The 20,487-nt window shown below is 62.8% G+C and carries 20 protein-coding genes and 1 pseudogene; 12 read left to right on the top strand and 9 right to left on the bottom strand.

Features of this window, described 5'->3' with window-relative positions; all coding sequences use genetic code 11:
- Positions 1-59: 59 nt before the first annotated feature.
- Entirely contained in the window at positions 60-392 is a 333-nt protein-coding gene (locus tag HBO12_RS00275; protein ID WP_169957120.1) for a hypothetical protein, read from the top strand.
- On the opposite strand, the gene HBO12_RS00270 is transcribed toward HBO12_RS00275, so the two are convergent.
- Positions 389-1,990, bottom strand: a complete 1,602-nt coding sequence (locus HBO12_RS00270) for an ATP-binding response regulator (RefSeq protein ID WP_170041034.1) — start codon at positions 1,988-1,990, stop codon at positions 389-391. The genes HBO12_RS00275 and HBO12_RS00270 overlap by 4 nt on opposite strands.
- Positions 1,991-2,103: 113 nt before the next feature.
- Here HBO12_RS00270 and HBO12_RS00265 point away from each other — a divergent pair, with 113 nt between their 5' ends.
- From HBO12_RS00265 to HBO12_RS00250, 4 genes and pseudogenes are all read left to right on the top strand, one after another.
- The gene (locus HBO12_RS00265; RefSeq protein ID WP_169957117.1) at positions 2,104-2,706 is read left to right on the top strand and encodes a LuxR C-terminal-related transcriptional regulator; all 603 of its coding nucleotides are present in this window, start codon (positions 2,104-2,106) and stop codon (positions 2,704-2,706) included.
- Between the two features lie 28 nt (positions 2,707-2,734).
- Positions 2,735-2,962, top strand: a pseudogene (locus tag HBO12_RS00260) (ASCH domain-containing protein); the annotation flags it as partial.
- Positions 2,963-3,079: 117 nt separating this feature from the next.
- Positions 3,080-3,517 carry a GNAT family N-acetyltransferase gene (locus HBO12_RS00255; RefSeq protein WP_170041593.1) on the top strand — a complete coding sequence of 146 codons (438 nt, stop codon included), beginning with the start codon at positions 3,080-3,082 and terminating at the stop codon, positions 3,515-3,517.
- A 73-nt stretch (positions 3,518-3,590) separates the two neighbouring features.
- Entirely contained in the window at positions 3,591-4,082 is a 492-nt protein-coding gene (locus HBO12_RS00250) for a GNAT family N-acetyltransferase (protein ID WP_169957116.1), read from the top strand.
- Positions 4,083-4,096: 14 nt separating this feature from the next.
- Here HBO12_RS00250 and HBO12_RS00245 read toward each other — a convergent pair whose 3' ends face one another.
- A complete protein-coding gene (locus HBO12_RS00245; RefSeq protein WP_170041033.1) occupies positions 4,097-5,302 on the bottom strand; it encodes a TPM domain-containing protein in 1,206 nt (401 codons plus the stop codon).
- Between the two features lie 132 nt (positions 5,303-5,434).
- Between HBO12_RS00245 and HBO12_RS00240 the strand changes: the two genes are divergently transcribed.
- Both HBO12_RS00240 and HBO12_RS00235 read left to right on the top strand, forming a co-directional pair.
- Positions 5,435-6,250 (top strand): alpha/beta fold hydrolase, encoded by an 816-nt coding sequence (locus HBO12_RS00240; RefSeq protein ID WP_170041032.1) that lies wholly within the window; start codon positions 5,435-5,437, stop codon positions 6,248-6,250.
- Positions 6,240-7,409 (top strand): PAS domain-containing sensor histidine kinase, encoded by a 1,170-nt coding sequence (locus tag HBO12_RS00235; protein ID WP_170041031.1) that lies wholly within the window; start codon positions 6,240-6,242, stop codon positions 7,407-7,409. Before HBO12_RS00240 ends, HBO12_RS00235 begins: the two co-directional genes overlap by 11 nt.
- An 8-nt stretch (positions 7,410-7,417) precedes the next feature.
- Here the strand turns inward: HBO12_RS00235 and HBO12_RS00230 are convergent, their stop codons facing one another.
- Both HBO12_RS00230 and HBO12_RS00225 read right to left on the bottom strand, forming a co-directional pair.
- Positions 7,418-7,801: a type 1 fimbrial protein gene (locus HBO12_RS00230; protein WP_169957110.1), complete on the bottom strand. Its 384-nt coding sequence runs from the start codon at positions 7,799-7,801 to the stop codon at positions 7,418-7,420.
- A gap of 141 nt (positions 7,802-7,942) precedes the next feature.
- A complete protein-coding gene (locus HBO12_RS00225) occupies positions 7,943-9,508 on the bottom strand; it encodes a L,D-transpeptidase family protein (protein WP_170041030.1) in 1,566 nt (521 codons plus the stop codon).
- Positions 9,509-9,545: 37 nt separating this feature from the next.
- On the opposite strand from HBO12_RS00225, the gene HBO12_RS00220 reads away from it, so the two are divergent.
- Genes HBO12_RS00220 through HBO12_RS00210 form a run of 3 tightly spaced genes read left to right on the top strand, consistent with a single transcriptional unit; the run spans position 9,546 to position 11,360 of the window.
- On the top strand, positions 9,546-10,244 hold the full coding sequence (locus HBO12_RS00220; RefSeq protein ID WP_169957108.1) for a murein L,D-transpeptidase catalytic domain family protein: 699 nt from the start codon (positions 9,546-9,548) through the stop codon (positions 10,242-10,244).
- A gap of 44 nt (positions 10,245-10,288) precedes the next feature.
- Positions 10,289-11,038: a creatininase family protein gene (locus HBO12_RS00215; RefSeq protein WP_170041029.1), complete on the top strand. Its 750-nt coding sequence runs from the start codon at positions 10,289-10,291 to the stop codon at positions 11,036-11,038.
- Positions 11,039-11,084: 46 nt separating this feature from the next.
- Positions 11,085-11,360: a hypothetical protein gene (locus tag HBO12_RS00210; RefSeq protein ID WP_169957105.1), complete on the top strand. Its 276-nt coding sequence runs from the start codon at positions 11,085-11,087 to the stop codon at positions 11,358-11,360.
- Here HBO12_RS00210 and yfcF read toward each other — a convergent pair.
- The gene (gene yfcF / locus HBO12_RS00205) at positions 11,335-11,952 is read right to left on the bottom strand and encodes a glutathione transferase (protein ID WP_178121517.1); all 618 of its coding nucleotides are present in this window, start codon (positions 11,950-11,952) and stop codon (positions 11,335-11,337) included. The two genes, HBO12_RS00210 and yfcF, sit on opposite strands and share 26 nt — an antisense overlap.
- A gap of 124 nt (positions 11,953-12,076) precedes the next feature.
- Positions 12,077-12,622, bottom strand: coding sequence for a DUF924 family protein (locus tag HBO12_RS00200; RefSeq protein WP_170041027.1), 546 nt, complete (start codon positions 12,620-12,622; stop codon positions 12,077-12,079).
- 133 nt (positions 12,623-12,755) lie between these two features.
- Between HBO12_RS00200 and HBO12_RS00195 the strand changes: the two genes are divergently transcribed.
- Complete coding sequence (locus HBO12_RS00195; RefSeq protein ID WP_170041026.1) at positions 12,756-13,913, top strand: acetyltransferase domain-containing protein; 1,158 nt, start codon at positions 12,756-12,758, stop codon at positions 13,911-13,913.
- Positions 13,914-14,902: 989 nt separating this feature from the next.
- Here the strand turns inward: HBO12_RS00195 and metE are convergent.
- From metE to HBO12_RS00180, 3 genes are all read right to left on the bottom strand, one after another.
- Positions 14,903-17,191 (bottom strand): 5-methyltetrahydropteroyltriglutamate--homocysteine S-methyltransferase, encoded by a 2,289-nt coding sequence (metE, locus tag HBO12_RS00190; RefSeq protein ID WP_170041025.1) that lies wholly within the window; start codon positions 17,189-17,191, stop codon positions 14,903-14,905.
- Positions 17,192-17,312: 121 nt separating this feature from the next.
- Positions 17,313-18,068: a M12 family metallopeptidase gene (locus HBO12_RS00185; RefSeq protein ID WP_169957097.1), complete on the bottom strand. Its 756-nt coding sequence runs from the start codon at positions 18,066-18,068 to the stop codon at positions 17,313-17,315.
- 80 nt (positions 18,069-18,148) lie between these two features.
- Positions 18,149-19,027, bottom strand: coding sequence for a LysR substrate-binding domain-containing protein (locus HBO12_RS00180; protein ID WP_169957096.1), 879 nt, complete (start codon positions 19,025-19,027; stop codon positions 18,149-18,151).
- A gap of 126 nt (positions 19,028-19,153) precedes the next feature.
- Here HBO12_RS00180 and HBO12_RS00175 point away from each other — a divergent pair, with 126 nt between their 5' ends.
- Positions 19,154-20,455 carry an FAD-dependent oxidoreductase gene (locus tag HBO12_RS00175; RefSeq protein WP_170041024.1) on the top strand — a complete coding sequence of 434 codons (1,302 nt, stop codon included), beginning with the start codon at positions 19,154-19,156 and terminating at the stop codon, positions 20,453-20,455.
- The last annotated feature ends 32 nt before the right edge of the window (positions 20,456-20,487 follow it).

The following is a 20,487-nucleotide window of genomic DNA, read 5'->3' as shown; positions in this document are numbered from 1 at the left end:
GCCGTGCAAGGGATCGTTGTGCGTTGAAAACACCAAAACAACCCCAAGGAAGACACACCATGAAACTGCACTCCCCTGTTACCCGCCTGGCGCTGCTGGGTGCCCTGATGATCGGTGTTGCCGGTTGCAGCAATATCAAACCCACCGAAGATCATCTCAAGACCCTCTCGGAAACCAACCTCGGCGAGCCGGTCAAGCGTGTTTCCAACGTACGCAGCGACTCCATGACCACCTATTACATCGCCAGCACCGCTTCCGGTGACTACAACTGCTCCGTGCCCAGCGGTGCCAGCGGCGGGATGTTTGCCGTGGCCAGCTTCGGCCTGATGAAACCCGCTGCCTACTGCCAACCCAAGGGTGCCCGGGGTAACGCGTTGACGCCGTTTAACTAACCCTGGCTGAGGTCGCGCAGGGTGCCCCGTAGTTCAGCGGGGCGCACTGGCTTGGACAAAATGGCGATCTGCCGGTCGTGCAGCGCCGCCTGGATCTTCTCCACGTCATGCCCGGTCAGAATCAGCGCCGGCACCGCCACCCCGCGCTGCGCGCGCAGGTGGTCGATGCACTCGATGCCGGTGGCGTGGTTGCCCAGGTCATAGTCGGCGACGATGATGTCGCAATCGCTGACCAGGCCATGCCCGCTCGATTCGGCCTGCACCTCACAGCCCCAACGCTCTAGCAACGCCTGGGTGGCCAGCAGCACGTTGTGGTCATCTTCCACCAGGCACACCTTCAACCCGGTCAGCAGCCCTGCCTGGCGCGCATCGTCACGCACCACCGGTTGATGGGTCGCGGTCGCCAGGGGCAAGCCGCGCAAGCTGACCGAGGTGCCCCGGCCCACCCGTGAGCGCAGCGCCACGTCCATGCCCATCAACAGCCCCAGGCGCTTGACGATGGACAAGCCCAGGCCGACGCCTTCAACGTCTTTGTCGCGCAACTGGCGCACACGATAGAACTCCTCGAACACCCGGGGCAGATGTTCCTCGGCAATCCCCCGCCCCTGGTCGTGAATTTCCACCATCACCTCGCCGCCACGCTGGCGCACGCCGATCAGCACCGGGCGCTGGCCGCCGTATTTGAAACAGTTGGAGAGCACGTTCTGCACCATGGTTGCCAACAGCGCAGGATCCACCCGTACCCAGTGGGCGCAGGGGCGCAGGCGCAGTTCTACCCCAGCCCAGCGGGCGGCTTCAGCGTTTTGCCGCAGCAGGTCGGCCAGCCACTCACCGAGGTGCACCACCTGGTATTTGGGCAGCAGCCGGCCGTTGTCCAAGGTGTAGAGGTCGAGAATGGAGCGGAACAATTGCGACACGTTCAGCAGCGAACGGTCGATATTGTCCACCAGCCGCCGTTCTTCATCGCCCAAGCGCGCTTCACGCAGGCAGGCGGTAAACAGGCCGATGGAGTGGATGGGCTGGCGCAGATCATGGCTGGCCTGGGCGAGGAAGCGCGATTTTTCCAGGTTGGCGGCGATGGCTTCTTCGGACGCCTTGCGCGTGCGCTCCAGCAGCAGGTGGGCGTAGACCGGGATCACCGTGCTGGTGATCATCAGCATCAGCACCATAAAGGGCTGCGCCTGCCACAGTGGGGTCAGCCGATACACAATCAGCAGCGCCAGCAACGCCAGGCCCGTGGCAATCGCCAGGTAGCGCGAACCGTAGCGCATGCCGTTGCCGAGGTTGACCCAGACCATCACCGCATACAGCGGCAACGCCGCCTCACCGCCCACCACCAGGCCGAACGAGGTGCCGGTGTAGTCGTGGATCATCCCGAAGACCCGCCGCGCCGGATAATGCCCGGGCCAGCGTGCAATCACCTGGCGCAGCGCAATCGAGACCAGCAGGAACCCGCAGATGTAGATAATCACCGGCACATAGCGGTCCATCGACTGCCCCGGCAAAAAGCCCAGCAGGCCGATGTACACAATGGCGCAGGCGGCCACCACAATACGCAGGTTGGCTTGGTCCAGTTCGGCGTCTTTCACGAACTTCATGGGCAACGTCCTTGTACGGTCATCGTCTTATCTGTGTACCCGGCAGGCAGGCGGTGAACAGAGTGGTAAAGTAGCACGCCACAGGACAACCTGGCCCCAGGGAGGAGCACCCCATGACATGCCGGATCATCATCGCCGACGACCATCCAATGTTTCGCGAAGGCATGCTGCGCACCGTGCAACGCCTGCTGCCCGAGGCCTGCGTGGAACAGGCCGGCGACCTGGACACCGTGCTGCAGATGCTCAAGAGCGGCAGCGAAGTCGACACCCTGATCCTTGATTTGCGCTTCCCCGGCCTGACCTGCATCAGCCAGTTGGGCGAACTGCGCCAGCAACTGCGGCGCACCACATTGATCGTGGTGTCGATGGTCGATGACCCGTTGTTGATCGAACAGGTGATGGCGCTGGGGGCCGACGGTTTTATCGGCAAAAACATCGCCCCCGAAGAAATCGGCCAGGCCCTGCTCGCCATCCGCCAGGGCGAGGTGCTGGTCAAATTCGCCCCCTCCGGGCTGTTGCCCCTGGACACCAACACCCTGACTGCACGCCAGCAGGAGGTATTGCGGCTGATCGCCCAAGGCAAGACCAACAAGGAAATCGCCAAGGCCCTGGATATTTCGCCGTTTACTGTGCGCATCCATGTGTCGGGGTTGTTGAGAAGCCTGAACGTGCCATCGCGGGCAGCGGCAGCCGTTAAATACAGCCCACCCCTGTAGGAGCAGCACCATCAAAGCCCTCTCCATCGTGCGCCCCAGCGGCAGCCGGATCGCCGCAGGCGAAAAAACTTTGGAAATCCGCCGCTGGCAGCCCCAGCTGGAGCCGTCCCAGGACCTGCTGATTGTCGAGAACGGGCGCTTCCTGCATACCGATGGCGATGAAGACGAAGCCGGTGTGGCCGTCGCCATCGTACGCGTAAAGGCAGTGCGTGCGTTTGCCCCAGAGGACGTGCCAGCAGCCTGCGCCAGCTATTTCGAAGAAGGCTGGTTCGCCTGGGAACTGACTGACGTACGGCCGCTCGCACGCCCCTTTAGCGCCCTGGCGGCACGGGGGATCTACGAGGTTGAATTCATGGAAAACCGCGAGAACTGTATGAACAGTCAGATCAGAGTCGCTACCCCGGCAGACATCAACGCCATCTTCGACATTCGCACCAGCGTCAGGGAAAACCACCTGTCCCATGACCAATTGGCGCAAATGGGCATCACCCCGCACGCCATCCAGCAAGCCATGCAACTAGCGCCCTGCGTATGGATCGCCGAGGTGGAGGGTGTGGCGGCCGGTTTTTCCATGGCCGACATAGAAGAAGGCTGCGTATTTGCCGCCTTCATCCGCCCCGAATTCGAAGGCCACGGACTGGGCCGCAGGCTGATGGAGCAGGCCGAAGCCTTGTTGTTCCAGCACCATCAACAGATCTGGCTGGAAACCGCCGAAGCGAGCCGCGCCAACGGGTTTTACCAGCGCCTGGGGTGGGTCGTGGTGGAGCAATTGCCGGACGGGGATATTCGGATGGAGAAGCTCCGGGAATAACCCTGCCAGTGGGATTTTCGCCAGCGCACCGACCCCGCTATCATGCAGCCCTTCGCCCAACCCAGGAACCGCCATGCCCGCCCTCACCCTACGCAACGCCACCCCGGCAGACGCCGCCCGCTGCTACGAGATCGAAATCGGCGCCTACGAAGGTGATGAAGCCGCGACCCTGGAGAAGATCGCCACGCGTATCGCCCTGTACCCGCAAGGCTTCCTCACGCTGGAAGTGGACGGTCAAGTAGTGGGCTTTATCAACGGCGGGTGCGCCTATGATGTGGTGATGTCGGATGAGGCCTTCAAGGAGTTGGTGGGGCACTCGGCGGATGCGCCGAATGTCGTGATCATGTCGGTGGTGATCGACCCGGCGCACCAGGGCAAGGGGTATTCCACGCAGTTGATGCAGGCCTTTGTGCAGCGCATGCGCGGGATGGGCAAGCAGACCATCCACCTGATGTGCAAGGAGCAGCATGTGCCGTTGTACACGCGCATGGGTTACCAGTATGTGCAGCCCTCGGCGTCAGACCACGGCGGGATGGCCTGGCATGAGATGGTGATGACGCTCTGATCCGGCAGCGGGCTTCACCAACTCCCCGAGGCCCCGCCGCCGCCGCTGGAGCCGCCGCCACCGGAAAACCCGCCACCGGAGCTTGAGCTGGAACTGGAGCTTGAACGGTCGCTGGAACCGGCGCTCGACCCGCCCGTGCCCTGACCGTAAATGAACAGCGCCGCGAACGAGCTGATGGGCAAGGCGAACAACCAGCCATCAAGGCCCATCTCCAGCAAGTACCCCGCCGCGCCATACACCCCCAGCACCATCAGCGTCTGCACGCAAAACCCCAGGCGGCTGTGGTTCCAGGCGGCTCTCATCACTGCTAGCAGGACCAGGTACAGGCCCAGCACCACCAGCGCGGCCAGCGGCCATGCCAGCCAGTTCATAAAGGACACTTCAGTCAGGTAGTGATCCACCAACCCCAGGCCGACGCTGTAGGCCATCAGCGCCAACACGCAATAAAACACCGCCTTGGCCTGCCACAACGCGCCGAATATCGCTGCGCTGATCGACAGGCAAAACGGCAGCGCCAGCACATAGATCGGCCAGGCCTTGCCATTAATTGCGGCCAGTGCCGTCAGCAGCACGGTCAGCACCAGGCCAGCAATCAGGCCACGGCGCCAATGCAGCTTGCCCGAGGCCAGCAGCACCCCGCCGATGGCCCCCAGAATCAGCGCCAGCAACACCGCAGTTTCATCCACTGTTTCAAGGGGCTGGTCCACTGCCGGCAAGTCGCCGCCCTCGACCAGCACGCTCAGGGCGTCCACGGCGCGCTGCACACCGCCAGCGTAATCGCCCTGGCGAAACGCCGGGGTCAGTTGCTCCTCGATAATCCGGTGGCTCAACAGGTCTGTGACCAGCCCTTCCAGGCCGTAACCGACCTCGATCCGCGCCTTGCGATCGTCCTTGGCCACCAGCAGCAAGATGCCGTCGTCGATACCCTTGCGTCCCAATTTCCAGGCGCGCAACAGTTGGGTGCTGAACGTCTGGATATCGACGTCGCCCGTACTGGGCAGCAGCATCACGGCGATCTGCGCACCCTTGCGCTGTTCGAGGTCCGCAAGCTGCTCGGTCAGGCGCTGCTGGGTCGCGGTATCGAGGGTGTGGGTCAGATCGATCACGCGCTGGTTCAGCGCCACATTCACCAAGGCCGGCGGCACCGTTTGCGCCAAGGCCAGTGCGCTGAACAGCAGGAGCACCAGGCCCCAGGCCGATTGCCGTAAAAACCGCCCCATACTTTGTTACCTGACGTTTCGTCCTGAAAGCGCCGACTTTACCCTATCAGCGCTATATCTAGTGACCCCATGCGGTGGACTCTCTAAACTGACGCGAAAACCTCATAGCAACACGCCACTACGAGCACGCCCATGGACCTTCGCCATCGCAACAACGTCAACATAATGGGCAATGGTTCCTCGACGCTGGTGTGTTCCCATGGTTTTGGCTGCAACCAAGCCATGTGGAATTACCTGCTGCCCCATTTCGTCGAGCGTTTTCGCGTGGTGGTGTATGACCTGGTAGGGGCCGGCCTGTCTGACCCGGCGGCCTACCACAAGGAAAAATATGCGGCCCTGGACGGTTACGCCGCAGATCTGAACGAGATTATCGATGCGTTCGCCAGTGGCCCGGTGATTCTGGTTGGCCATTCGGTCAGCGCAATGATCGGCACCCTGGCCGACCGCGCAGCGCCCGGGCGCATTGCCGCCCATGTGATGATCGGCCCCTCGCCCTGCTATATCGACACCGACGACTACGTGGGCGGGTTCAAGCCCGAAGACATCCAGTCGCTGCTCGACACCCTCGACAGCAACTACCTGGGTTGGTCCAGCGCCATGGCCCCGGTGATCATGGGCGCGCCGGGGCAACCGGCACTCAGTGAAGAGCTGACCAACAGCTTTTGCCGCACCGAGCCCGAGATTGCCAAGCAGTTTGCGCGGGTGACGTTCCTGTCGGACAACCGCGCCGATATCGGCGGCCTCACCACCCCCACATTGATCCTGCAATCGAGCGATGACCTGATCGCCCCGGTCTGCGTGGGCGAGTACCTGCACCGCGTATTGCCCCACAGCACCTATCGCCTGATCGACAATGTGGGCCATTGCCCGCATATGAGCGCGGCACCGGTCTGCGCGGCGGCGATGGAGCACTTCCTGCTGCCATGGACCGTTGCCCATGGCGAGTGAACGGTTGCCCGATCCCCAGGCGCTGTTCGACGGTGCGGCCTGTGCACTGGCGGTCACCGCAGAAGACGGCACGCTGCTGCGGGTAAACCAGTGTTTCAGCGACTGGCTGGGCATGCCGGCGACCGAGCTGCAGGGCCGGCGTTTCCAGGACCTGCTGACCATTGGCGGGCGGATTTTTCACCAGACCCACCTTGCCCCGCTGATGCAGGTGGAAGGCCGCATCACCGAGGTAAAACTGGACCTGCGCCATCGCGATGGCCACACCGTGACCATTTTGCTCAACGCCATCAAGCGCGAATACGCCAACGGTGTGCAACATGAGCTGGCGCTGTTCGGTACCACCGACCGCGACAAGTACGAACGCGAGCTGCTCAACGCCCGCAAGTTGGCCGAAGCCCTGCTGCTGGAGAAGACTGCTGCCGAAACCGCCCTCCAGCACGCCCAGGCCGAGCTCAACCAGGCCTATATCAAGGCGCAGCGGCGGGCGCTGTTTGCCGAGCAAATGGTCGCCATCGTCAGCCATGACCTGAAAAACCCGCTGACCGCGATCAAGATGGCATCCGACTTCCTCGCCCGGGGCGAGCGCACCGCCAAGGAAACCCAGTTGATTGGCCATATCGGCCAGTCATCGGAACGCGCCCAGCGGATGATCGCCGACCTGTTGGACTTCACTCAGGCCCGGGTCGGCGTTGGCATCGGCGTAAGCCCCAACCCGCTGGACCTGCACGACGTGACCCGGCGCGCAGTGGATGAGCTGCGGGTGGCCTTCCCCCGCGCGTGCCTGGTGCATCACACCGTGGGCGCTGCCGATACCTGCCTGGATGGCGACCGTGTGCAGCAAATCATCGGCAACCTGGTGGCCAACAGCGTGGCCTATGGCGACCTGCAACAACCGATCACTATTACCTCGCGACTGGGCCACGACGGGGCCAGCCTCTCGGTGCACAACCATGGGCCGGTGATTGCCGACGCGCTGATGCAGGTGCTGTTTGAGCCCATGACCCGAGGCACCGACCAGGACTGCGACATACGCAGCGTGGGGCTGGGGTTGTTTATCGTGCGGGAAATCGCCAAGGCCCATGGTGGGGATGTGGGCGTCAGCTCACAGGTGGGCAGCGGTACGACGTTCACCGTTTGCTTGCCGCTGACCCACCTGTGAAGGTGCTGTCAGGGGTAATTCAGCGTCACCAGGTAAGCCCCTGAGCGCAACGGCTTGCCCGCCCCATCGTTCAGGCTGTATTGCCGATCGAAGTAACGACCATCGCCGCTGGTTTCGGTCACCAGCTTGACCTTGACGGTTGAGTGGTCCAGCGCACTGACCGTGCGCACCGGCTCGACGCCAGAGGCGCTGATGTCGCCCCCGGGTGCAAACATCGGGCAACCGCGCAGCGCCAACGTCGACCCTGCCCCGCTCCCTGCGGTGCAGGTGGCCTCCACGATACTGCCGCGAAACTGGATAACGCCATGGGCCACGGTGGTTGCTGCTTGGCCACTGGCGCTGACGAGCGCGAAAAACAGGCTGATACCGACTGCCAAACGTTGACTGCTCATATTGAACGCTCCTGGGTATATACCCATCACGTCGGCAAGTCTGGTCAGTTTCTTGAGGGTTTAAGAACTACCTGATGGTTATTTTTTCAAGGATGCCAACGGGGTCTCATATTGAACAGATCCCCGTTCAGGTGGGAGCGCCTACAGGACAGCACCCAACGCCTTCAACAGCACGCCATCACGGCCATAAATATCCGGCGCGTACAGCAACGCGCCCTGGCTATCCACCTGCACTGTCCAATAACCCAGCAACACCGGCACCGGCGTCGCCAGGCGGAACTCATGGGTCAGCCCGGTTGCCAGCAACTCTTCGGTCCGCGCCTTTTCCGCCGGGTTCACCAACAAATCACGCAGCAACATCGGCTGCTCTACCCGCACACACCCCGAGCTGAACGCCCGTGGTCCCTTGCTGAACAGCGGCTGGCTGGGCGTGTCGTGCAGGTACACCGAGAACGGGTTGGGGAAGCGCATGACGATCTTGCCCAGCGGGTTGCGCGGGCCGGCGTCCTGGCGCAGGAGGATGTTGCCAGGGTGCGACCAGTCCACCTGCTCCGGCGACAACGCACGGCCTTCACTGTCGAGCACCTTGAGGTTCTGTTGGCGCAAGTACTCCGGGTTCAGGCGAATTGCCGGCAACTTGTCCTCGCGCATGATGGTCGGCGGGATCGTCCAGGTGGGGTTGAGGGTCAGGCGCGTGATGCGTGACTTGAGCAACGGCGTTTGCCGCTCGGCGCGGCCTACCTGCAAGCGGGTCTGCCACACGGGCACGCCGCCCTGGTAGACGCTCAACTGCGCGGCTGCGACGTTGACCAGGATGCCGTCCGGCTCCAGGTCCTGGGCCAGCCAGCGAAAGCGCTCGAGGTTGACCCGCAACTGCTCGCGGCGCAGCGCTGGGCTGACGTTGAGCTCGGCCACCGTGCCCGGGCCGATTACCCCGTCGGCTTGCAGCGAGTGGCTGGCCTGGAAGCGCTTCACCGCCTCCACCAGTTCATTGCCGTATTGATTGCCCTTGGGCACGCTCGCCAGGTAGCCACCACTGGCCAGGCGTCGGGCGAGGGCCCGCACCCGTGGGTCTTCGCCGCCGGGACGCAGCAATGGGCCGTCGGCAATCACACCCCATTGCGCCAAGGGTTGCAGGCGCTGTGTGGCGTAGGCTGTGCGCAGGCTGCGATACAGCTTTGCGCTGGGCCTGGCCTGGTCGAAGGCGGCTGGCATGTCGGTGAGCCCGGCAGTGGCCAGGGCCAGCACGGCGACGGCAGGGTCTTCGCTCGGCGGCTGGGAATGCCACAACGGTTCGTAATGGGCCTGCTGCAAACGGCCATAGTGCAAGTCATGCAAGGCTTGTAGGTAGTGCTGGCTGGTTTCGAAGTCGCTGCACAATACGTTGCTGGTGGCCGCCACGTCGGCCAGCCGGTAGTGCGCCGGGTCGAGGCCGTCGTCGGCCAGCGACAGCAATTGATCCTGCAACGCCTTTCGGCGTCCGTCCTCCGGCCAGAGGGCGACATTGCCTTGTTGCTGGTAAAAAGCCTGCAACCGCGCCTCGGCGGGTGCATCCAGTTGCGCAGCCAAACCGGGGCAAACGCTCGACAACTGCCCAAGTGCCAGCTGTACTGGGTTTGACGGCTCGACCAGCACTTCATCAGCCGTGGCGACCAATGGTGCTACGAGCAAGCAAAGGCTCAAGTAACATGCGTGTTTTTTGAACAATGGCTTAGCTCCAATCTACGGCGGGGATGCGATATACATGCTCAATATTGACTGCCGACTCGGCCTGATCGCCGTCGCCCTGGCCGCGTTCTGTACGGGTGCCTTCGCAGAGAATGCCAAACCTCATACCTTGTATAGCAGCCTGGCGCGCTCGGCTCCAGAACTCAATCCCGCAGTCCTCAAAAGCGCCCTCAGCGCCATGCAGTGTGCTGTCAACAATGGCCAGGAACGCTCCGAACGCCTGGCCGTGATTGACTATTCGCAGCCTTCGACCGCCCGTCGCCTGTGGATTTTCGATCTGCGGCAAAAAAAGCTGGTGCTGCGCGACCTGGTGGCCCATGGGCAAAAGTCCGGGGAAAACTTCGCCACCCAGTTCTCCAACAGCGAAGGCAGCCATCAATCCAGCCTGGGCCTGTTCCGCACCCAGGAAAGCTACCAGGGCACCCACGGCTATTCGTTGCGCATGGACGGCCTGGAGCCCGGCTTCAATGACCAGGCCCGCGACCGCGCGATCGTGATCCATGCCGCCGACTACGTCAGCCCCCTGTGGAGCAAGCGTGAAGGCCGCATCGGCCGCAGCCAGGGCTGCCCCGCCGTGCGCCCGCAAGTGGCACGCCAGGTGGTGGACAAGCTCAAGGATGGGCAGTTCATGTTCTCCTGGTATCCCGACCAGCGCTGGTTGAAATCCTCGGCCTACCTCAATTGCAAGCCGCGCCAGATCGCCAGCGCCGGTTGAGGTAGTATCTGGAGGGCCGAGCCTGACCAGAGAGAGAACCTCAAATGCTTTTGCACCAGTCAACGTGGATCGAGATTGGCCAATTTCTCGACCGCAGCCGTACCGTGGTGATTCCCATCGGTTCCAACGAACAACATGGCCCCACCGGCCTGTTGGGCACCGATTGGATGTGCCCGGAAATCATTGCCCATCAGGCGCAAAAAGACGCTGATATCCTGGTCGGCCCGACCTTCAATATCGGCATGGCCCAGCATCACCTCGGGTTCCCCGGCACCATCTCCCTGCGCCCATCGACGTTTATCGCCGCGATTGGCGACTGGACCCGTTCCCTGGCGGCCCATGGCTTTGAGAAGATCCTGTTTCTCAATGGCCATGGCGGCAATATCGCCACCATTGAAGCGGCCTTTTCCGAGTTGTACGCCGAGGCCAGCTTCGCCCGTCGCCCCGCCGGCTTCGCCTTGAAGCTGTGCAACTGGTGGGACCTGGAAGGCGTTGGCGAACTGGCGCGCGCGCAATTCCCGACGGGGCATGGCACCCATGCCACCCCTTCCGAGATCGCGATTACCCAGTGGGCATACCCCGACTCGATCAAAACGGCGGACTACTCGCCAAGGATTGCACCCTCCGGCCCGATCCGCGAGGCCCAGGACTTCCGCGCCCGCCACCCGGATGGCCGGATGGGTTCCGACCCGGCCCTGGCAACCCCGGAGAAAGGCGCTGAACTGGTGGCGCTGGCTGCCAAGGGGTTGGTGTCTGCGGTGGAGAATTTCAGCCGCGAAGCCATGCCAAACTGACGGTTGCGACACAGACACCAATAAAATCTATAAGAAGGACCTATTCATGAAACCCCACCAGAAGACTTTTGATCGCATCCGCAACGCCGTGCTGCCGGAGTTTCGCGAGCGCGTCGCCGACTATTTGGTCGAGTACGAAAACGTCCTGCAGGACCCCGCTGCCGCTACCGACCAAGCCTGCGCCGCCGCCCAGCAACTACGCGGTTACCTGCGCGGCCTGAACACCACCCGGGTGCTCGGCATGGAGGACTGGGAAGACCTCGACCGCCGGGTCACGCAGGAGTGGCCGCTGGGCGCTACAACGACGGACGTGCCTGGTTGACCCAGGCCTGCACCGATGGCCGCTGCCACTGCCGCTGGGCATACGCCACCAGCCGCGCGGGCACCGGGTCGCCGTTGAGGATCAGCCGGTTGAGCATCACGGCCAGGTCCACATCGGCAATCGACCATTGGCCAAACAGATAGTCATCGCCCTCGGCCAACCACTGCTGCGCCGCCGCAATCAGTTTGTCGGCCGCCACCTGGGCCTGGGTTGATAGCGGGCCATATTTGACCGCGCAAAACACCACCAGCGTGGAGCGCTCCTGGCGGATCGGCAGCAAGTCACTGCGCAACCACGCCTGGATCTGCCGCGCCCGCGCGCGTTGGCGCGGATCCCTCGGATACACCGGCACCTGAGCAAATACATCCTCCAGGTATTCGGTAATCGCCGACGACTCGGACAACGCAAACCCGCCCTGCTCCAGGGTCGGCACACGCTGCGTCACGGACAGCCCGGCAAACACCGGCGCCTGCTGCTCCAACGCGTCCAGGTCGAGGGTGCGCACCTCAAACGGCAGGCCTTTTTCCCGCAGGGTTACAAACACCGACATCGCATACGGGCTGGTGAACTGGGCATCGACATACAAGCGCATCGGCAGGTTCGTCACGGCGGCATCTCCTTGGGTGAGCAGCCACGCTACGAGATGTGTGGCGATAAATACAATGCAGCCTTTTTATAGGGGCATTCCTCGACGGAATACGGCGGGCTCCCACCACCTAGCCGGAAAACCCACCGCCCGTAAGGAACGCCTGCTCCTCCTCGGTCGTCACCCGGCCCAACGCCCCATTGCGATGGGGAAAGCGGCCGAATCGCTGGATGATCTCGGCATGCTCCTTGGCCCAGTGATAGGTGTCGGCATCCAGCTGTTGGTTCAGCGCCAGGGAGCGCTGCTGGTCCTCGGGTAGCTCGGAATGCTCAAAGGGCAAGTAGCAGAACGCGCGCAATGCCGGGTCGATCTGGCGGTCCAGTCCCGCGTCGACCATACGCCCGGCGTAGGCCCTGGCCAGTGGATCGGTCGCGAACATATGGGCAGTGCCGCGAAAGGTATTGCGCGGGTATTGATCGAGCAGGATCAGCAGCGCCAGCGCGCCTTCGGCTTCGCTCAGCCAGTGTTCCAGCTCACCCCTGGCCGCCTGGAAGTGGGCCTCATGGAAGCGTGCACCGAATTCGGCATCGAACTGTGGATCTTTCTTGAACCAGCGTGATGGGCCCGCCGCCGTCCAGAATTGCACGACGGTTTTGAAATCAATCGGGGCGCTCATAGGTGACTCCAGGGTCGTTAGGTCTGCGGCCTACCCTAGCATCTGAATGAGCCGATTCCGACTCGGAAATCCACGCTTGCCGCCCAATGTTATAAGATAACCACCCTTCCTCTCCTGCTGACGACCTCGCCCCATGACTGACGCTGTTCCTCGCTCACGCCAACGCCTGCTGTCCATCGACGCCCTGCGCGGCCTGGTGATCCTGTTCATGTTGCTCGACCACGTGCGCGAGACGTTCCTGCTGCACCGCCAGGTCAGCGACCCGATGAACATCGACAGCACGGAACCTGCGCTGTTTATCAGCCGCACCCTGGCCCACTTGTGCGCGCCGGTGTTTGTGTTACTGACGGGCTTGTCGGCGTTCCTGTACGGCGAGAAATACCAGGGCCGTGGCGATGTCTCGGCGTTTCTGTTCAAGCGCGGGCTGTTCCTGGTGGTGCTGGAATTTACCCTGGTGAACTTCGCCTGGACCTTCCAACTGCCGCCCAGCGTGATCTACATGCAGGTGATCTGGGCCATCGGCGTGAGCATGATCGCCCTCGCCGCACTGGTGTGGCTGCCGCGCCCGCTGCTGATCGGCCTGGCGCTGCTGATCATCGGCGGGCATAACCTGCTCGATGGCCTGCACGTCGCAGCGGGGTCGTTGTGGCACGTTCCCTGGACGATCCTGCATGAGCGCAGCTGGATCGAGGTCGGCGACTCCCTGCGCCTGCGCACGACGTACCCGGTGTTGCCGTGGATCGGGGTGATTGCCCTGGGTTACGGCATCGGCCCGTGGTTTGCCGGCTCGATGACAGCGGCGCGGCGTCAGCGGTACCTGTTACTGACAGGCGTGGCCGCGCTGGTGGGCTTTGTGGCGTTGCGCACGCTCAATGGCTACGGTGAGGCGGCTTGGCAGGTGTACGACAGCCACGTGCAGACGCTGATGAGTTTCTTCAACATCACCAAATATCCGCCTTCCCTGCTGTTCCTCGCGCTCACATTGGGTGTGGGGCTGCTGTTGCTGCTGGCGTTCGAACGCGCCGGGCAACGGCGCTGGATCGCCACCCTGTCGGTGTTCGGCGCGGCGCCGATGTTCTTTTATTTGCTGCATTTGTATGTGTTGAAGGTGATGTACGTGCTGGGCGTGGCGCTGTTTGGCTTGAACCAGGGCACGCATTTGGGCTTCGACAGCGTGGGGGCGGTGTGGCTGGTGGCGTTGCTGCTGCCGCTGGCGTTGTACCTGCCAGTGCGCTGGTTTGCCCGGCTGAAGGCGCGGCGGCGGGATATTGCCTGGCTTAAATACCTCTGATCAGGTGGGCTCGGGGTTGCTGGCGATGGCGGTGTATCAGCTGTCAGCAATGTTGGCTGGGCTGGCGCTATCGCGGGCAAGCCCGCTCCTACAGGGGATGTTGGCTAGGCACAAAACAAAGGTGGGAGCTGGCTTGCCGGCGATGGCGGTGTACCAGCCGCCAGCAGTGCTGGCTGGGCTGGCGCTATCGCGGGCAAGCCTGCTCCTACAGGGGATGTTGGCTGGGCACAAAACAAGGGTGGGAGCTGGCTTGCTGGCGATGGCGGTGTGTCAGCCGTCAGCAATGCTGGCTGGGCTGGCGCTATCGCGGGCAAGCCCGCTCCTACAGGGGATATTGGCTGGGCACAAAACAAAGGTGGGAGCTGGCTTGCCGGCGATGGCGGTGTATCAGCCGCCAGCAGTGCTGGCTGGGCTGGCGCTATCGCGGGCAAGCCTGCTCCTACAGGGGATGTTGGCTGGGCACAAAACAAAGGTGGGAGCTGGCTTGCTGGCGATGGCGGTGTGTCAGCCGTCAGCAATGTTGGCTGGGCTGGCGCTATCGCGGGCAAGCCCGCTCCTACAGGGGATATTGGCTGGGCACAAAACAAAGGTGGGAGCTGGCTTGCCGGCGATGGCGGTGTATCAGCTGTCAGCAGTGCTGGCTGGGCTGGCGCTATCGCGGGCAAGCCCGCTCCTACAGGGGATGTTGGCTGGGCACAAAACAAAGGTGGGAGCTGGCTTGCCGGCGATGGCGGTGTATCAGCCGTCAGAAATGTTGGCTGGGCTGGCGCTATCGCGGGCAAGCCCGCTCCTACAGGGGATGTAGGCTGGGCACAAAACAAAGGTGGGAGCTGGCTTGCCGGCGATGGCGGTGTATCAGCCGTCAGAAATGTTGGCTGGGCTGGCGCTATCGCGGGCAAGCCCGCTCCTACAGGGGATGTTGGCTGGGCACAAGATCGGCGCCGCGCCACATAAGCCCGCTTGCACAATGGGATTTGTGTCAGCAGCAGTTACGCCAGTTCAGCCCGCAATTGCCGGGCGGCCGCCACCATGTGGATCAACGCCGCTTCCGTTTCCGGCCAGCCGCGGGTCTTCAGGCCACAGTCGGGGTTGACCCACAGCCGTTCGGCCGGGATGCGCCGGGCGGCCTTGCGCAGCAGGTTGGCCATTTCCGAGGCGTCGGGCACCCGTGGCGAGTGGATGTCATAGACGCCCGGGCCAATGTCATTGGGGTAGGCGAAGGCTTCGAACGCGTCCAGCAGTTCCATATCCGAACGCGAGGTCTCGATGGTGATCACGTCGGCATCCATCGCCGCGATGGACTCGATCACATCGTTGAATTCGCTGTAGCACATATGGGTATGGATCTGGGTTTCGTCACGCACGCCGCAGGCACACAGGCGGAAGGCTTCGGTGGCCCAGTCCAGGTAGTGTTGCCACTGGGCCCGGCGCAGGGGCAAGCCTTCGCGAAAGGCCGCTTCATCGATCTGCACGATCTTGATGCCCGCCGCTTCCAGGTCCAGCACTTCATCGCGGATCGCCAGGGCCAGTTGCCGGGCCTGCACTTCGCGGCTCACGTCTTCGCGGGGGAAGGACCACATCAACATGGTCACCGGGCCGGTCAGCATGCCCTTCATGACCTTGTCGGTCAGGCCTTGGGCGTAGCGGATCCACTCCACCGTCATGGCTTTCGGGCGGCTCAGGTCGCCGAAGATCACCGCAGGTTTCACGCAGCGCGAACCATAGCTCTGCACCCAGCCAAAGCGGGTGAACACATAGCCATCCAACTGTTCGGCAAAGTACTCGACCATGTCGTTACGCTCGGCCTCACCGTGCACCAGCACGTCCAGGCCAAGGTTCTCCTGCACTTCTACGGCGTGCTTGATCTCGCTGTGCATGGCCTCGACGTATTCGGCTTCGCTCAACTTGCCGGCCTTGAACGACTGGCGCGCCAGGCGGATCGACGCGGTCTGCGGGAACGAGCCAATGGTGGTGGTCGGCAATAGCGGCAGGTCGAGGCCGGCGCGCTGCTTGGCGATGCGCTGGGTAAACAGCGACTGGCGCTGGCTGTCCTTGGCAGTGATGGCCGCAACACGGGCCTGGACCGCCGGCTTGTGGATCCTCGGCGAGGCCGCCCGGGCGGCCTGCACGGCACGGCTTTCGGCCAGGGCCGCAACCACCTTCGCCGCTTCTGGCTGGTTGATGGCCTGGGTCAGCACGGCCACTTCTGCACATTTTTGCACGGCGAAAGCCAGCCAGTTTTTCAATTCGGCGTCGAGCTTGTCTTCACGCCCCAGATCCACCGGGCTATGCAGCAGCGAGCAAGACGGCGCAACCCACAAGCGCTCACCCAGGCGTTCATGGGCGTGCTGCAAGGTGGCCAGGGCATTTTCCAGGTCGCAGCGCCAGACGTTGCGCCCATTGACCACCCCCAACGACAACACTTTATAGGCCGGCAGGCGGTCGAGAATGGTCGGGTATTGTTCCGGCGCACGCACCAGGTCAATGTGCAGGCCATCAACCGGCAAGTTGGCCGCCAGGCCGAGGTTTTCTTCCAGGCCGCCAAAATAGGTGGCCACCAGTTTTTTCAGGGGGTCACGCTGGATCAGGTTGTAGGCGCGCTCAAACGCGTTTTTCCAGTCCTGGGGCAAATCCAGTACCAGGATCGGCTCGTCGATCTGCACCCATTCAACGCCCAGGTCCGCCAGGCGCTGGAAGATCTGGCCGTACAGCGGCAGCAGACGGTCGAGCAGGTCAAGCTTGTCGAAATCGCTGCCCTTGGCCTTGCCCAGCCACAGGTAAGTCAACGGCCCGATCACCACCGGCTTGACGGTGTGCCCCAGGTCGCGGGCTTCCTGGACTTCTTCGAACAACTGATCCCAGCCCAGGTGGAACTGCTGGTCAGCGCTCAATTCTGGCACCAGGTAGTGGTAGTTGGTGTCGAACCACTTGGTCATTTCCTGGGCGTGGGCGCCGCCGCAGCAGCTGTCGCTGACGCCACGGGCCATGCCGAACAGGGTCTGCAACGTGGCTTTGCCGTCGGCCGGGCGGAACCGCTCGGGGATCACGCCGAACATCAGCGAGTGGGTCAGCACCTGGTCGTACCAGGCAAAATCCCCCGCCGGCAACAGCTCGATGCCAGCCTGTTTCTGCAAATCCCAGTGGGTCTTGCGCAACTCACGGCCGACCGCACGCAGGCCGGCTTCGTCCAGTTCGCCCTTCCAAAACGCTTCCTGCGCTTTTTTCAGTTCACGATCGCGTCCAATGCGCGGAAATCCAAGGGAATGAGCGACTGCCATGACAATAAACTCCAATGTGTTGGTATGGGAGCCATTGTCGGCAGCGCGCGATAGTGAGACAAACTCATTTTATTCTAGGCAATCACGAAATCTACTCATGATCAAAACACCCCGGGTCTTCTCAAGCACCCCTGTGCAGGTGCCGATAGTCCCACCAACTGGACGTGGCGGTTTTTTTCTTGACCACAGGTGGGTAGAGCGAGCGGACAAAGTTGATGTCGCCTTCAGATAGCTCGTTGTTGTCCTTGATGGCTTTTCCATCATTGAGCCAGGATGAAGCAAAACCATAATGCATGATGGATTTGCGATCGTACTCAGACGAAACCACATTGGAAACCAATGGCTTGAAGTTGTGCTTTACCTCTTTCGCCCCACCTTTACCTATGTAGGCTTTATTAACTTCGGACCAATTAATATCTAGATTATTGTGTTCGTGCTGGTGTTCATGTTGCAGCCCCAAAACATGACCGAACTCATGCTGGATCGTACCGGCGTTATACGCATTGAGCCCTCCCTGGAAGCCAATGACCGTCGTAGGCTTGTAGGCCGGTACATTGAGCGATCGGATCCCCAGGTACGAATGGCCACCCGACAGATCATTGTCTGCGGCAATCCGGATATCCCCGTCGGAGTCATCCGTAAACTCAAAAGTCAGGTTGACGTGGGGTGCCCATTTATTGATGTTGGTTTTTGTAAACTCCTCTTGCTCGGGGGTCATGCCCAGCAGGGAAATTTTTATGACCGACTGTTGTGGCCATAACGCCGAAGTTGTCGCCACCCCGCGCTTTGGTCTGGATGGGGCCGCGACCTCGGCGCTATCAAGCAGCGACGGGTTCGGTGTATGGGCAGTTAAGTGAGCGTTCAGATTGACAGTCAACGTTGTATCCCCGCAGCGATGTAATTTCCTATTGCGTCGCATTGCGCCGCTGTAGGTTCCACTGGGGCCATGACAAGAGTTTACGAATTGTGCGCCTGGCTACCAAACCACTGCCTCACCACCCCCAACGCCGGATGGGCAGCGGCCGACGGTTGCAGGCACAACGCATAGCACCCGCCCGTGGCCAGGGCCTGGCCAAAGGGCACTACCAGCACACCGCGCTCCACCGATTCGGCCGCCAGTGTGCGGTCAGTCATCGCCACCCCAAGCCCGCGCGCAGCGGCATCCAGCGCCAGTTCATCGAGGTTGAAGGGAATATGGCGATAGTCCGCCAGCGACCGCCCGCCATGCGCCGCCAGCCAGGTGGCCCAGTCCTGGCGGTCGGCCGAGCGGTGCAGCAAGGCAAAGCGCGCCAGGTCCTGCGCCGACGCCAACGGCCCAAGCCCAGGGGCGCAGACCGGCACCAGCGCTTCCTCGAACAGCACCAGGCAATCCCCATCGTGGGTGGGCTTGGGCAGGTAGAGGATGTAGGCGTCACTGTCGCTGGCCGGTTCGACCACCTCGGTGGCCACGGTCTCGATGGCCAGTGAGATATCCGGGTGGCTGCGGTAGAAATCACTCAACTTGGGCAGCAGCCAGCGCACCGCCAATGACACATGCATGCGGATCCGGAACGGGCGCTGGTGCGGCGACAGCCGATCCTCCAGGCGCTGCAACTGCGCCAGCACGCTACGCGCGCTGTCGAGCACCCATTCGCCCTCAAGGGTCAGCCGCAGGTTGCGGCTGTTGCGCACCAGCAGCGGCACACCGTAGTGGCCTTCCAATTGCTGGATCTGGCGGCTGACCGCACTTTGGGTCAGGCACAAGCGCCCCGCCGCGGCAGTGAAGCTGCCACGCTCGGCAACCTCGACCAAGGCTTGCAGGGCTTGCAGCGAAGGCAGGTGATGGCGGTTATCCATGCGCTTTCCGAATAGATGGATGATTTTATAACGTTGGTTGTATCACCCAAGCCCCTATAGATTCCAGCTGACAATAAATCCTGCGCGACTCACCCATGCCGGTGATGCATTCAACCGAGGTGCCCTGTGGAAAATAGCTGTGGCTGGATTGCCCAAACCCAAAGCCTGCCCGCCCGTGCGCCCTTAAGTGGCACGCACCAAGCCGACTGGCTGGTGATCGGCGCCGGCATCACCGGCTTGTGTGCCGCCCATAGCCTGGCGCAACTGCATCCGCAGGCACGCATTGTGCTGCTGGATCGACAACGGGCGGCCCAGGGCGCCTCGGCACGCAATTCAGGATTTGTGGTGGCCCATGAGTATCCCGGCGCCGACGAGTTGATGGGGCGTGGCGGGTTCGCCGGGTATGAGGTGGACTGCGCTATCTCCCAGGCCGCCACCCAGGAAGTGCGCAAGCGCGTCGCCACCCATCACATCGACTGCGACTTTCGCGACAGCGGCTATTACTTTGCCGTCCACGACCGCGACAAACTGGAGCAGGTCGAAGCCAGGCTGGCGACCTTGCACGCGGCGGGTGCCGCTGCCCATTTCGTGCAAGGCGAAGCCCTGCGCCACACGCTCGGCACCGCCCACTACCAGGCCGCGATCTGGTGCGGCAACGGCAACGCCTTGCTGCAACCGGCCAAGTACGTCACCGGCCTGCTGCAGGCCTTGCCCGCCAACGTAACGCTCTTTGAGAACAGCCCCGTCACAGGCCTGGAGCCCATGGCCCATGGCGCCATCCGCGCCAACGCCGTCAATGGCAGCGTCGAGGCCCGCCAGGTGCTGGTGTGCCTGAACGCCTTTATTCCCCGGGTTGGCCTGGACCACAGCGCCAGCTTCCCCATGGAGCTCAGTGCCAGCCTGACCCGCCCGCTCACCGACGAAGAGTACCGCCAGATGGGCACGGTCGAACCCTGGGGCGTGCTCTCCACCCGCCCGCTGGGGGCCACGGTGCGCCTGACTCCGGATCGCCGGGTGATGATCCGCAACACCGCCGAATACCGCACCCGCGACCTGTCCAACCGCGAACTGCTGCAGCGCCGCCGGCACCATGTACAGGGTTTGCAACGGCGCTTTCCGTGGCTGGACGAGCAAGACATCCACTACTCCTGGACTGGCCACTTGAGCGCCACGCGCTCCGGGCAGCCGTACTTCGCCAAGGTGCGCGATGGCCTGTATGCGGTCGCGGGCTGCAACGGTGCCGGCGTGGCCCGGGGCAGCCTGTGGGGGCGCCTGCTGGCGGAATGGGCCTCGGGGCACACCTCGCCGCTGCTGCAATCGGTCATCCAGCGCGCCCAGCCCGGCTGGCTTCCGCCGCGCCCGCTGTTCGACCTCGGGGCCCTGCTGCGCATGCGCGTGGAAGCCGTACGGGCGCGCAGCGAAATCTGATCACACAAGAACAACAAACCTTCACACAGGTG

Source organism: Pseudomonas sp. WS 5059 (genome assembly GCF_012985525.1).
In the GTDB taxonomy this organism is placed as follows: Bacteria; Pseudomonadota; Gammaproteobacteria; order Pseudomonadales; family Pseudomonadaceae; genus Aquipseudomonas.
This window is presented reverse-complemented; position numbering and strand designations above follow the sequence as displayed.

What these genes read in the sequence shown, in the direction of transcription:
- HBO12_RS00200 (WP_170041027.1), bottom strand. Translation starts at nt 12,622, where the DNA reads ATGAGCGCCCCGATTGATTTCAAAACCGTCGTGCAATTCTGGACGGCG.
- HBO12_RS00210 (WP_169957105.1), top strand. Translation starts at nt 11,085, where the DNA reads ATGAAACCCCACCAGAAGACTTTTGATCGCATCCGCAACGCCGTGCTG.
- HBO12_RS00270 (WP_170041034.1), bottom strand. Translation starts at nt 1,990, where the DNA reads ATGAAGTTCGTGAAAGACGCCGAACTGGACCAAGCCAACCTGCGTATT.
- HBO12_RS00215 (WP_170041029.1), top strand. Translation starts at nt 10,289, where the DNA reads ATGCTTTTGCACCAGTCAACGTGGATCGAGATTGGCCAATTTCTCGAC.
- yfcF (WP_178121517.1), bottom strand. Translation starts at nt 11,952, where the DNA reads ATGCGCTTGTATGTCGATGCCCAGTTCACCAGCCCGTATGCGATGTCG.
- HBO12_RS00220 (WP_169957108.1), top strand. Translation starts at nt 9,546, where the DNA reads ATGCTCAATATTGACTGCCGACTCGGCCTGATCGCCGTCGCCCTGGCC.
- metE (WP_170041025.1), bottom strand. Translation starts at nt 17,191, where the DNA reads ATGGCAGTCGCTCATTCCCTTGGATTTCCGCGCATTGGACGCGATCGT.
- HBO12_RS00180 (WP_169957096.1), bottom strand. Translation starts at nt 19,027, where the DNA reads ATGGATAACCGCCATCACCTGCCTTCGCTGCAAGCCCTGCAAGCCTTG.
- HBO12_RS00235 (WP_170041031.1), top strand. Translation starts at nt 6,240, where the DNA reads ATGGCGAGTGAACGGTTGCCCGATCCCCAGGCGCTGTTCGACGGTGCG.
- HBO12_RS00265 (WP_169957117.1), top strand. Translation starts at nt 2,104, where the DNA reads ATGACATGCCGGATCATCATCGCCGACGACCATCCAATGTTTCGCGAA.
- HBO12_RS00255 (WP_170041593.1), top strand. Translation starts at nt 3,080, where the DNA reads ATGAACAGTCAGATCAGAGTCGCTACCCCGGCAGACATCAACGCCATC.
- HBO12_RS00275 (WP_169957120.1), top strand. Translation starts at nt 60, where the DNA reads ATGAAACTGCACTCCCCTGTTACCCGCCTGGCGCTGCTGGGTGCCCTG.
- HBO12_RS00195 (WP_170041026.1), top strand. Translation starts at nt 12,756, where the DNA reads ATGACTGACGCTGTTCCTCGCTCACGCCAACGCCTGCTGTCCATCGAC.
- HBO12_RS00240 (WP_170041032.1), top strand. Translation starts at nt 5,435, where the DNA reads ATGGACCTTCGCCATCGCAACAACGTCAACATAATGGGCAATGGTTCC.
- HBO12_RS00250 (WP_169957116.1), top strand. Translation starts at nt 3,591, where the DNA reads ATGCCCGCCCTCACCCTACGCAACGCCACCCCGGCAGACGCCGCCCGC.
- HBO12_RS00230 (WP_169957110.1), bottom strand. Translation starts at nt 7,801, where the DNA reads ATGAGCAGTCAACGTTTGGCAGTCGGTATCAGCCTGTTTTTCGCGCTC.
- HBO12_RS00245 (WP_170041033.1), bottom strand. Translation starts at nt 5,302, where the DNA reads ATGGGGCGGTTTTTACGGCAATCGGCCTGGGGCCTGGTGCTCCTGCTG.